At 39.7% G+C, this 13,434-nt stretch carries 8 protein-coding genes and 1 pseudogene; all 9 read right to left on the reverse strand.

Going from position 1 to position 13,434, the window contains the following annotated elements; all coding sequences use genetic code 11:
- Positions 1-5: 5 nt before the first annotated feature.
- On the reverse strand, positions 6-4,466 hold the full coding sequence (locus L6439_RS14860) for a non-ribosomal peptide synthetase (protein ID WP_213468364.1): 4,461 nt from the start codon (positions 4,464-4,466) through the stop codon (positions 6-8).
- Positions 4,467-4,480: 14 nt separating this feature from the next.
- Entirely contained in the window at positions 4,481-5,647 is a 1,167-nt protein-coding gene (locus L6439_RS14865; RefSeq protein ID WP_213468363.1) for a beta-ketoacyl synthase N-terminal-like domain-containing protein, read from the reverse strand.
- Positions 5,634-6,860, reverse strand: a complete 1,227-nt coding sequence (locus tag L6439_RS14870) for a beta-ketoacyl-[acyl-carrier-protein] synthase family protein (protein WP_168180067.1) — start codon at positions 6,858-6,860, stop codon at positions 5,634-5,636. Before L6439_RS14870 ends, L6439_RS14865 begins: the two co-directional genes overlap by 14 nt.
- 21 nt (positions 6,861-6,881) lie before the next feature.
- Positions 6,882-7,124 (reverse strand): acyl carrier protein, encoded by a 243-nt coding sequence (locus L6439_RS14875; protein ID WP_168180066.1) that lies wholly within the window; start codon positions 7,122-7,124, stop codon positions 6,882-6,884.
- A gap of 37 nt (positions 7,125-7,161) precedes the next feature.
- On the reverse strand, positions 7,162-7,893 hold the full coding sequence (locus L6439_RS14880) for an SDR family NAD(P)-dependent oxidoreductase (RefSeq protein ID WP_213468362.1): 732 nt from the start codon (positions 7,891-7,893) through the stop codon (positions 7,162-7,164).
- A gap of 34 nt (positions 7,894-7,927) precedes the next feature.
- Positions 7,928-8,173 carry an acyl carrier protein gene (locus L6439_RS14885; RefSeq protein WP_168180064.1) on the reverse strand — a complete coding sequence of 82 codons (246 nt, stop codon included), beginning with the start codon at positions 8,171-8,173 and terminating at the stop codon, positions 7,928-7,930.
- A 12-nt stretch (positions 8,174-8,185) separates the two neighbouring features.
- Positions 8,186-9,841 (reverse strand): HAL/PAL/TAL family ammonia-lyase, encoded by a 1,656-nt coding sequence (locus L6439_RS14890; RefSeq protein ID WP_420540564.1) that lies wholly within the window; start codon positions 9,839-9,841, stop codon positions 8,186-8,188.
- Between the two features lie 90 nt (positions 9,842-9,931).
- Positions 9,932-11,395, reverse strand: coding sequence for a class I adenylate-forming enzyme family protein (locus L6439_RS14895; protein ID WP_213468360.1), 1,464 nt, complete (start codon positions 11,393-11,395; stop codon positions 9,932-9,934).
- A gap of 191 nt (positions 11,396-11,586) precedes the next feature.
- Positions 11,587-12,729 (reverse strand): annotated as a pseudogene (locus tag L6439_RS29710) (ISL3 family transposase).
- Positions 12,730-13,434: the final 705 nt, after the last annotated feature.

Below are 13,434 nucleotides of genomic sequence, written 5' to 3' on the forward strand. Positions count from 1 at the left end.
GGGTATTATAAATTCAATTCAAATAATTCAATTGATTTAACATCTTCGTGATCATTTAATTTGATTTCAGACAACTTAATATTTGACTTCCCAACAACGGTGGATAAAATATCCATTAAATGATTGGAGATTAATTTTATCGTATTTCTCTTAAACAATTTTGTACAATACTCAAAAGATCCTGATAAATTCGTTTGACCTACATTGAAAAACAAAGTTAAATCAAATTTAGCAACCCTATGCTCTAGAGCTAAGGGTTTCACGTCTAGGTCCTTCCTCTTAAACTCCAGTTGATCTAAATTTTGAACAGCAAACATCGTATCGAATAAAGGATTACGATTTGCCGCTTTCTTAAAATTGACCTTTTCGACCAATTGTTCAAATGGATAATCTTGATTTTCATAAGCATTTAACATTGTATCTTTAACTTCGTACACATATTCTAAAAATGTCTTCTCGCCAAGGGGATAGCTGCGAATCACCAAGGTATTTACAAAAAAACCTACAATCCCTTTTAAATCGGCATGATTTCGTCCAGCAATTGGTGTTCCCACGATAATATCTTTTTGTCCTGTATATTTCGATAATAATATCGTGTATGCAGCCAACAGTACCATGTACAAGGTACTTCCTGTCTGTTCAACAATTTTCTTCAAACCTTTATATACTTCTTCGTCAATATTAAAATTATGCAAAGCTCCTTCATAGCTTAGTTTAAGAGGTCGTTCAAAGTCCGCAGGCATATCGAGTACTGGGATTTCTCCCTCAAATACGTTCAACCAGTATCCTTCCTGTTTCTTCAAATTGCCGCGATGCTGTTGTTCCAGGTGCCAGTATACATAATCCTTGTACTGAATTCGAAGCTCGGGCAACTGTTCACCTTCATATAGCTTGAAGAATTCATTCACAAAAATATCAATTGTCACGGCATCTGAGATGATATGATGCATATCAATGATCATAATATAATGCTCTTTACCCAACTGTAATAGACTCACTCTTAACAAAGGCGCCTGCGTCAACTGAAAGGGTCGTATAAACTCTCTTAGATAATTCTCTACATCCTCACGCTCCAATTCTATAGTTGTAACACCAAAATTGACATTGTCGTGAACGCGTTGCATCGGTTCACCATTCAAAATTTCGAAACTAGTGCGAAGCGACTCATGACGTTCAATCAATTGCTTCAAGGCAGAATTCACTTTTTCTCGCTTTAGCGGTCCTTCTATTTCCAATATGAACGGTATGTTGTAAGCAACATCAGTGCCTTCCATTTGGCTTAGTATATACATTCTTTTCTGAGCAGATGACAAAGGATAATAGTCCCTCTTTGCCGCAACAGGAATAGGGATATAAAGTTCCTGCTCTTTTTCTAAAATAAAAAATGCCATTTGTTCAATCGTCGGATAACTGAATACATCCCTTAACATTGTATTTACATTTATCCCCTTAGAAAGGTTCGCAACTAAATTCATGGCTTTAAGAGAATTACCGCCTAAATCAAAGAAGTTGTCCTTTACTCCAACCTTTTTTAAACCGAGCACTTCCTGCCAGATTTCCGTAAGTGTAGCTTCCATAGTATTCCGTGGAGCCACATATTCTGTCCCTGTCTGCAACTTTCCATCGGGTACAGGTAATGCCTTGCGATCTATTTTCCCATTTGCTGTGATTGGCATTTGTTCGAGCTGTACAAAGTAAGACGGAATCATGAACTGAGGCAATTTTTCCGATAATACTCCTTTTATCTCACTTACTGAATATGACTGATTCGCTACAAAGTAGGCACAGAGTGTTTTCTCGCCCTTCTCATCTTGGTGCGCCACGACAGTCGCTTCCTTCACATCGCCCACGCTTAACAATGCCGACTCAACTTCCCCGATTTCAATCCGGTAGCCGCGGATTTTTACTTGATCATCGAGGCGTCCCAGATATTCTATGTTTCCATCAGGTAACCAACGCCCCAAATCACCCGTTCGATACATCCGCTCTCCTGGAGCAAATCGATTACTCACAAACTTCTCTGCGGTCAGTTCCGGACGATTTAAGTAGCCTCTTGCCAATCCGACTCCTCCGATACACAACTCTCCGACCATACCAATCGGAGCTGCATCCCCATTTCCATCTAGTATATAAATTTGGTGATTTGGTATCGGTCTGCCGATTGGAACGGATTTAAGGCCTGTTCCCTCCTCCGTACTTGACCATAATGCCGTAACGATGGACGCTTCCGTCGGTCCATAAGCGTTAAAATACTTTACGTGGTCTTTCCAGGCTTCTACCAATTCCACAGATGAAGCGGAGCCCCCTGTGATCAACTTGGTCAAACTTGGCATATGTTCCGGATTCAAATAGTTTACATAATTCGGTGGCATGATGGATGCGGTGATCTTATGCTTATCCATGAATGCTTCAAATAATGAATAGTCCCGGATCGTTGCAGCAGTCGGTATATATAACGTGGCGCCTAGTAACAATGCCTTATAAATTTCCCAACACGCGGCGTCAAATGACAGGCTTGCAAACTGTACTATTCGATCCTTCTCCGTGATTTGCAATGTTTCCTCAAACATTACTTTTAAATTACACAACCCTCGATGCTCCACCATAACCCCTTTGGGCTTTCCGGTTGTTCCCGATGTGTATATCACATATGCTAAATCATTCGATCCCGCGGCAGGTTCAAGATTGGATCCATCTTCATCGTAACTACAGGATTCATCTAAACAAAGTATCGTTCCTTCAAATGCTATACGTCCTTGCAAATGACTTTGGGTCAATAACAAATTCGCTCCGGAATCATCCAGCATATAACAAATACGATCCGCCGGGTATTCCGCATCAATCGGCACATACGCCCCCCCGGCTTTGAGGATGCCAAGGATTCCGACGATCATCTCAAGTGAACGCTCTACCATAATCCCTATGCGTTGGTCAACCGCAACCCCTTCTGCGCGCAGTCTGCGAGCCAAGCGATTAGATCGCTGGTTCAACTCTTTATATGACAATGTCTTCCCTTCGTATACGACCGCAATTTGATCGGGAACTCGCTCTGCTTGTTCTTCGAATAACTCATGGATCGTCTTGTCTTTCGGATATTCCGCTTTCGTATTGTTAAATACATCGTTTATTTGGGTTAGCTCTTCTTCCGAAATCAAAAAAACGCTTCCTACCTTCTCTCTGCTATGTTCCAACATATAGTCTGCAATCTTAAGAAAATGATTAATCAATTTATCCATTTGTCGATCATCAAATACGAACGTACGATAGTCAAAATGAATCGTTATGTTTGATTCTTTTAATTTTTCAATGATATGAACGACTAAATCATTCGCCTCATCGCCGCAGAATTGATATTCATATTCAGTTTCCATTCTGTTTAGCTCTATAAAATTAAACGTCCTATACTCCACTGCAATCCCAAAAAGTCGATGTAAATGATTTATATTGTGGATTTTTCTTAACTCTTTAATTAATTCATTATATGGATACTTTTGATGTCTAAGATTTTTAGAATTTTTCATAAAGAGTCGCTGGATAAATGAAATAATTTCCTCTTGAGGATCTACATGCAGCCGTAATGCAACTGTGCTCGTAAACATACCCATGGTGTCTTTTTCTTTTTTGGTAGTTCTGTTCGAATAATTTGTACCTATGACAATATCATGATTATTTGTTGCTTTATACAAATATATAAAAATAATTGCTTGAAAAAACGCAAGCATATTTATTCTATTTTGTTGACAAAATTGTTGTAATCGCTGATAGAGCGCCCCTTTTATTACAAGATTTTTCCTATTTCCTATTGTACTCGTTATTATAGGATTGTATGGTTTCAATTCATAATTATCTGGTATTGTTTGAAACTCACTTAACCAATAATTTCTGTCTATCTGGTACCGCTCTGAGCTTTTATAATCATGCTCGGCATAGATATAATCTATATAGGACGGCATTCGTCGATTTGGATCCACTTTACTCTGAAGCAATAGTGAATAATTCTCATGAATTTGCCGCAACATCATCTCAATCGATACACCATCTGAGATAATATGATGAATTTTTATCGTATATCCGTATTCATTGTTATTCGCTTTGAAAATAATAAATTGAAATAAATTTGAATTTAGCAGTTCCATTGAAGTTTTATTATACCCATGTAAGGTATCGTATATGTGGTTCATGTCTTGCGATTCACTAAAATCTAGAAATTGAAATTTTTGATATGTATATTTCTCCACATATTGATTAATCTCATTATTATGTTGAATTAATCTAATGCGTAAGGCATCATTATTTTGAATAACTAAATTAACTGATTTTTCCAGTATATGTATGTCTATTTTGCCTTTTATCTTTATGGTTCCTGCTAGAAGACATAGTGCTGTATTTGGATAAAGTAGTTCCGTATTCCATATTCTTCGCTGCGCATCAGTTAATGGATTCAGTTGAACTTCCGCTACATTCATATTTATCACCTTTATTATGAGACATTAACTTTTCTGACAAGGACTGAACTCATTCCTCCAAACAAATCAATTGCAGTTAACAACACAGTTTCAATCCCTTCCAATTGTTTGTTCGTTTTATTACAAAAGTTCGTCTTGTTTCTTATCGCATGTAAGGATGCGACTAACTGAAACAAACCTGCCGCACCGCTAGTTTCTCCAATGGTATTTTTGATAGCTAAAATCGGCTTATTGGGGAATTTAGTCATAAAAGCAGTTGATTCAATACGATCATGGCACGGAAGTCCGTTTGCTCCTGATATGATCAAATCAATATTTTCATCTCGAGCAGCATCTGCATGGATCGTTGTATTAATGCATCTAATAAATCCTTGCACTCTTTTCTCTTCATCCTCAACAGGAGCAAAACAAGCATTCCAATTAACGAGTTCTCCTAAGATGGTTGCTTTGCGTTTAATGGCATCTTCATATCTCTCCAACACAACAGCAGCGGAGCCTTCTCCTGGCATAATTCCGTTACTTTCGGGATGAAATGCCCTACCTGAATTCTCTTCATATTCTTTGGGCAATAACCCAGCGTGCTTATAATACCAATTTACCTCATCGTTCCACTCTTCCGTGCCTCCAACAACTACAATATCCGCATTTTTCTGTCTCAGCATACTGATTGCATAACCTAAAGCATCCAATCCTGCGCAAAATCCAGACGCTATTGTAGCATTAAAGGCTCTAGATTGAATTCGTATAGCTAAATAAGATGCCGGTGAATTATCGACTGTATTAGGTGTTTCCATGGGACTAACAAACCTTGGACCTTTAGTAATCGTTGTTTTATCAAATTCAGCGCTCATTTTAAACCCGCTATAATTAGTACTCACAAAAATACCCAATCGATCCGGATCAATCACTGATTTATCTTTAAAGGCATTTTTTAAAGCCATTTCGGAAGCTACTGACAAAAATAATGAACACGGTTTCATAAATAATAACCCTTTTTTTCCCAAAAAATCAGCAGCGTGAAATTGATTGACTCTAACAACCTTGGGTACCTCTTTAGGATTTAATCGTGCTTGAGGAATAACTCCATCTTTAATAGCTGACCATAAAGCATTATCATCAACACCATAGGCAGAGACAGTTCCCATACCGGTAATTACAATACGATCTTCATTGAGGGTCATGATTTACTCCTTTCAGAATGATGGTGGAAATATTCCCTCCAAAAGCAAAAGAATTACTCATTGCAACATTAACTGGTTGATACACAGCTCGATTAGGTACTACATTTTTCACGCATTCTGGATCAAGTTCGGTTACATTCATTGTTGGAGGAATTACAGAATGATATATGGCTAACGTGCAGGCAACTGCTTCAATCGCACTGGCCGCTCCCATGGTATGACCTAACATGGATTTAATAGAACTTATCGGAATCGAATCCGTTTGTTCACCGAAAATCGAATAAATGGCTTTGGATTCGCTGCTATCATTAGCTTTCGTTCCGGTACCATGAGCGCTGATATATGAAATATCCTTTTTAGCTACGTTGGCGTCTTGCATTGCTCTATCCATTGCAAGCACCGCTCCCATCCCTTCAGGATGAGGCGCCGTAAGATGGTATGCATCGCAAGAAAGACCATATCCAGCAAGTTCGGCGTAAATTCTGGCGCCGCGTTCCATTGCCTTCTCCATATCCTCCAACACTAGGCTGCCTGCTCCCTCGCTAACGATCATACCTTTTCTATCTTTAGTAAAAGGTCGAGAAGCTTCCGGTGCGATTGCACCTAATCTATAAAACACGGTATAACATGTCCTTGACATGCAATCTGCGCCGCCTACAACTACAGCGTCAGCCATTCCTTGCTGAATTAAATCCATTCCACGGCTAATAGCATTATTACCGGATGCGCACGCAGTAGAAATCGTTAAGCTGGGACCTTCAAGTCCTAATTCTGCAGACACGGAACCGGCTATTGAAGCCAAAGAATAATTCAAAACATAATTTGGATGAACATCATTTTGCTCGCTTAAACCCATATCATGAATATTTTCTAATATAGAGATATTGCCTATTGTACTACCCATACATACACCAACACGGTAACTTGGGTAACTGCTAGTTGAAATCCCGGCATCATTCCAAGCCATACGAGATGCCGCCACAGCTAAATGTGATGCTCTTCCCAGCATTTCAGGATGTGATTTATGGATAAAAGAAGTCGGTTCAATATCTGTTACTTCCCCTCCAATATTTACACTAAATAATGATGTATCAAAGGCATGAATCTCCTTCGTACCCACATTTCCAGAAATTAAAGCATTCCAGAATTTATCCGTTCCCGATCCGATAGGAGAAAGAACACCAAGACCCGTAACTGCTATTCGTTTTTTCATTGCGAATCTCCTTTATAATCGTTAATTACCCTCCATTATTTCTTGTACAGTGAGAACTGCAGAATTTAAGTCTAAAAACCGATGAACATGGCTTTCTGGAATCGTTATTTTTAATTCCTTTTCTAAACGGAATATAACTTCAATGATCATAACCGAATCGATATGTAATTCATCCACAAAATTAGTATCATCTCCAAAATGATTAACTTCTGCAATTTCAGATACAATATTTTTTACGATTTCTTTTATATTTTGAGTTGTCATATCAATACCTCCAGATATCATTTATCTTTAATATAGTTTAAATTGTCATTCCGCCATCAACTGTTATAACCGTTCCCGTAATATAACTAGACCTTAGTAAAAAACAAATAGCATCTGCTACCTCCGATGGTTGGCCGGCTCTGCCTAAAGGAATTTCTTTAATTATTTTCTCCTTACGACTTTCAGATGCCGGATCCCACATTGGGGTGTCTATTACCCCAGGAGCAACTGCGTTTACCAGAACACCATACTTTGATACTTCCTTAGCTAACGCTTTGACAAAGCCGATTTGCCCGGCTTTTGTGGTAGAATAATTGGTCTGGGCTTCATATCCGCGGAACGCACTTACTGAACTGACGCACACGATGTTGCCGTGTTTTTGTTTAATAAAATCATAAATAACAGCTCGTGTATAGTTATATGTTCCTTTCAAATTTGTTTGCATCGTTAAATCCCAGTCATCTTCACTCATTATGTATAATGGTTTAAAGTTCGCAATTCCCGCATTTATAACTAATCCGTCCAAACCCTTGAAGTATCTTTTTACTGTTTCAACCGTTTCTTTCGCTTGAGAGAAATCCTGAACATCAGCTTGAATCGCTAAAATTTTCTGCTCGTTTCCCAGTTCACGGCAAATTTCTTCGGCAAGTTCTTTATTGCTTTTATAGGTGAAGGCTACATTCGACCCCAATGCGACAAGCGCCTCTACTGTCGCTTTTCCAATTCCTCGTGTTCCGCCTGTAACCAAAAATGTTTTATCTCTCAACACTTACATCTTCCTCTTCCCATAGTAAAGTATAAGTTTAATTTGTTTGATCTATGATGTCTTGGACAGCAAGAGATGATTGATTCAGATTTGTAAATCGGGAAACATACTTTTCCGGCACGGAAATATTAAAGACCTTTTCTACTCGTGAGATAATTTCAATCATTGACAAAGAATCCACGCCTACTCGATCTAGGAAAGCTTCATCGTCCGCGTAATCTTCAATTTCAGTCACTTCCATGACGATGCGTCTTATCTTCTCTTTTTTTTCTTGATCCATCATCTTTTTAAACTCCTAACGTTCATTTTCGTGCAATAAATTAACTTTCTTTAATTGCCCGGAGCGAATTAGCTGGACAACTCTTTGAATATCGCTGTCCAAAGGACGGTCATAGTTTACGAATGAAGTCACTTCTCGAATCATATTGTAGACTTCTGCCGTTTTGGGAGACATCTTATTGTTTCCTCGTAAATCCAATGCCTGGCAAAGTGCAATAAGATGAATTGCTATAACATGTTGCGTGAGTTCGACAATCGTTTTTGCATCCCTTGCCGCTATTGTTCCCATACTCACCTTATCCTGATTGTGCGCCTCTGTAGAGCGGGAAAACACACTAACAGGGTTGCTCGTTTTTAAAATTTCTGCTGTTAGTGCCGAGCAAGCGATTTGCATTCCTTTGAATCCATGATGTAAACCGAGCTCATAGTCTTCTAGGTCATACTTTTGAATTAGATTAGGGGTTAAACCTTTGTTAAACTTCTCATCCACAACGAGCTGTAATTGACGATCCAATAGATCAGCGACGTTGGCCATCGCAATTTTCAACGCGTCCATCGCTTGCGCAATGTGGCCGCCGTAAAAATTGCCACCATTGTAAACTTCGCGAGTATCAACATCAAAAATAGGATTATCGTTGGTCGAATTTATCTCGATCTCTAACCATTGCTTTACCCAAGATAGTGTATCGTATAGAACGCCTGTTACGTGAGGAGCACACCGAATGGAGTATCGATCTTGAATACTCTGCGTGAGCTCCACGAATGATTTGCTGCTAATTTTTTCATTCGTTTTTAGAATTTGAGAATATTCTTTAGATAATTGTGAGCCTTCTAGCAGCTTATATATATGGTTAGCACTCTTCATTTGTCCAGGATGCGGCTTTTGTTTATGGATAAATGAACAAAAATGCCCGCGATTACCTAGCAAAGCTTCTGATGCCATAGCCGTACAAATATCAGCCAGATGGGCAATATCCAAAGCATCTGCGTATGCTAGGCACGCAAATGCCGACATAAAAGAAGTTCCATTTACAAGAGCAAGCCCTTCTTTTGCTTCCAAGGTGATCGGTCTTAGCCCCTCGGCTTCCAAGATTTCACCTATATCGACTACTTTACCCAGATATCTTGCTTTTCCTTGCCCTGTAAGAATTGAGGAAAGATAGCTTAATGGAACCAAGTCACCGCTTGCCCCTACAGAACCTCTTTCAGGGATAACGGGTATAATCCCTCTTTCCAAAAAGGTAAGCAGTTGTTGAATCACTTGCATTCTTACTGCTGAATTCCCTTTAACTAAGCAATTCACTCGAACCAACATGGTCGCCTTTGCCACACTATCCTTTGCCATAGGCATGACTCCACAAGAGAGGAAGTTAATTAAATTACGCTGTAAATCGATTGTTTTCTCAGGTGAAATTTGTCTATTTACACTATCACCGAATCCGGTTGTCACTCCATAAATCGGCTGGTGCCGATTTATGATTTCATGCTTCAAATCGTTACTTTCTACAATCCGTTTTATTGCTTCATCTGAAATTTTAAAGGTGTATGGTATCTGCTCACACCTCGCAACCTTTACAACATCTTCGATGGTAAGATCATTGCCGTTTAACACTAGGAGTTGCGGTAATTCCTCTTGACTCTGAAGCCTTCCTTCAAGTGCTACTTTCGTCAAAATATTCATATCCTTTCAAGTCTAGGTTTATTTAACTAAAACAACTTTGGCAGCTTGATCTGAGCGGAAAGATTGAGGTAATAATTACGGTTAGTTCACTTCTCTGCGGCGAACCTTTCCTGCTGAAGTTTTGGGCAGTTCTTCTCGAAACTCAATTCTTCTAGGCACTTTATAATGAGAAAGTTTTTGATAACAGAATTTGAGAATTTCCTGTTCAGATATGTGCTCCTTTAACACAACGAAAGCAACTGGTATCTCGCCTCTCTTTTCATCAGGTCGCCCCACTACGACAGTCTCTGCAACGGCAGGGTGCTTGCTGAGGATTTCCTCAATCTCATATGGATTAACTTTCTTTCCGTTGACATTGATTGTAATATTTACCCTGCCCGCTATGTTCAACTCATCCCGTTCATTTAAATAAGCTAGATCTCCCGTTCTCCACCATCCATCTTCCAAAAAAAACGAATCCATATCTAGATGTGATTTTAAATACCCTTTGGCAAGTGATGGACTGTTAATTAGTAATTCACCTACTATTTTCCCATCCACCTCTACACTGTTTGACATATCAAACTTTATCTGAACCCCTTCTATAGGTTGACCGACATTACTAGTTAAACCATCAACTATATCATTCCTCTTAATAGATATTCCTCCCGCTTCAGAGGAACCGTAGATATTATGTATAGACAAATTAAGTTTATCCTTACACGCTTGTAATAGCTCCTTTGGCAAAGGAGCTGTTGATGATAAAGCAAACCGGATATGATAGAAAGGTTGTTCAACATGTTGAACTAACAATTTATAATGAACCGGAAGAGCCATGAGGATTGTTGCAGATATATCACGCACCCTGCTTTCCAATGCAGACGGTAGAGTATACGGCCCTACAAACGACACAGCAGCCCCACTCATAAAACTTGCAAAACATCCACATATTAAGCCAAATGCATGATAAACAGGCGCTACGCAAATCACTTGATCAGACGGACCAATCCCAAGTGAGCGTCCGATACGTTCCCCATCCCCAACGACACTTTCCACAGTTTTAACTACCGTAGACGGCACTTTAGTAGACCCAGAGGTAAGGAGAACGATGTAACTATGATTTGATGATTCAATAGAGTATTCACTCCAACATTCTGCAGCCTTACCTCTATTAAGCAATGAAAAGTTATCATTAAAACAACTAAAAGTTAGAACTGCATCACCACAAGATTCCGATGATGATAAACAATTAACAGCCTGTAATTCATAGGTGGTCCGATACATTTCCAAGATTTGTTTCTTCTCTTGTTCTTTTAAATTTGGATCTACTAACATGACCGATACACCTAAGTAGCTTGCAGCAATTACCGCTGCCCAAATCACTTCATTTTTCTCTAGCATAATGGAAAGTGATGTGCCTGGGGACAAACCAAGTTTTTTGAAACCAGCAACAAGCTTATTTACTTCAGCTAAAAAATCTCGATACGTAATTCGCTCATGATCAATTACCAATGCTATCGAATTGGGTTTTGTCTCTGAAATTATTTTCAAACGATTATACAGCATAAAAATTAAGCCCCCTTTAATAGTTATTTATTTCATTACCTTGGGAAGTAAAAGAAATACATTTTTCATGGATTTATGCGTATGTAGGGAAAGGGGGGAGCCTATGATCTTGATGAGTAAGACCAGAAAAGAGATTACAAAAAATAATGTTCATAGTTTCCCGGATCAACCTCAAAATCAGTGCTTGACTGCTAAACCAACATCCGATAGCGATTACATTCGATAAGAATGCCTGCTTTAGAGCGACTTCGTGTGGGCGGGGCTGGAAAGGTTTTATACGATTGTGTCAACCTTCTACGTTTGTCCAGCGGCATTGATGCTAGTTCACGATCTTCTCTTTCCGATTGCGCAACGTCTCGAGAGCGCATCAGACCGTGACATGGTCGATTCGATCGCCCTGCTCGCACCAATGTTCAAGTCCCCTTCTGGTAATGGTAAAGTCCGATATGCAGTTATACCGGATCGTGAAGGCTTCTTTCCACTCTCACACGCTACGAAGCAGAGGGGAGAAAGTAGGTCAGGAGCGATTCCAACCGTTTCTTATTTTCTTCGCTTAGCGACTCGGCTGGCGGGTTCAACAAACGATGATTGGCTTTCAGATTCGCCTTAGCCCGTGATGATAGGGTGTTTTGGACCGTTCTGCGAACTTCCTGTACACTTTCAATCACATAACCGTGAACGTCAAAACGGTCCGCGATGCGAATCGCATTCGGAAAACACTCGCTGATCCTTGGGCATACAACTGCAGTCCTTCCAGCTTTCGACCTGGCAGCAGGTCTAGCATCGTCTCGCCTTTAAGGTTATGAATACCGGTATTATACGCATGACCCTTCTTGTTTGCACAGTCAGCGACGCCTAAAACCAGGTCAGCCGTTTCTTTGGCTTCTTCCCACACTTGCTTACAGATCCGCTCGTGCTCAAGGGCGGGACCGCCTCGTTATGAATGCGTTGTACGGTGCTGACTGGCGCCTGCTGCATACGCGCGTTATGCGCTGCTGTAGAACCGAATGCTAGTCCAACGGTATGGGAGCGAAAAAGCTCCTGTAGCGTCGTACACCATACAAACCCAGCTTTGCAGCGCGTACATAACAGCCGAGCGGACGGTACGTGCAATTAGGTTTTCTTCTCAAACACGGACAGACGAGCCGCATGTTATTGCTTCCCTTGCGAATGACAGGTTAATCCGATCCACAGCAGGGGCAGCATTGTTTGTCGCCTAGCGGTACAGCTTCTATGTGAAAGTCATCGGCATCGATGGACAGAATTTGGTTTATCTTTAGCTCTGGCAAGTTGAGCCTTTGTTCCTTTTGTTGTTTGGTAGGACTTACATCAATACAGGATTAGCAGATGTATTTCCATTTTTTCGCCTTAGCTCAGTTCGTCAAGAACTGATTTTGGTTTTGAGCCAGTTTTCCGACTTCAAATTATAGCCTCAGTTTCTGCTGTTTTACTTAACTCATATTATTGGGAGCAGTTAGGGGTAGATGTGTCCAAAAACGGAAGTTAATTCGTACTCAGAGTTTTAAACCTCAATACGGATTGCATCGATCGAAGATTACCATCCATTCAAGATACAGAACAAGCGAGGAGACATGTAGGAATGAAAACAACCAAAAGAAGCTCAATCGATTGTGCTTCGCTCTTATCATAATCTCACAGGATGTCCTTAAATATAAAAAATACTCTGATGTAATACACCTCAATCGACTTTATCAAATGCGTAAATCTATGTAATATTTTCAACAATTTGTTCAGGTAAAACCTTTGTTATATCCACATCAAAGAAGGGGATGAGAAAAACAGTAGTCCATTGGAATGTATAAGTAGGTCATAATAAAAGAATCAATCATCATTATAGAAAATAATAAGGTCGGTTATGAAGGTTCCCGAAATCGCGGATGCTAACCAAAATCCACCGAGTGCAGCAACAGAATTAGATATAATGATTCCCGGTACAATGCAAAATCATTTATCCGAGCAAACCCATTATTTACTTTACTGATATATAAAAACATATTTTTCTGTGCACTCTTATTATA

The organism is Paenibacillus dendritiformis, assembly GCF_021654795.1.
Taxonomy (GTDB): domain Bacteria; phylum Bacillota; class Bacilli; order Paenibacillales; family Paenibacillaceae; genus Paenibacillus_B.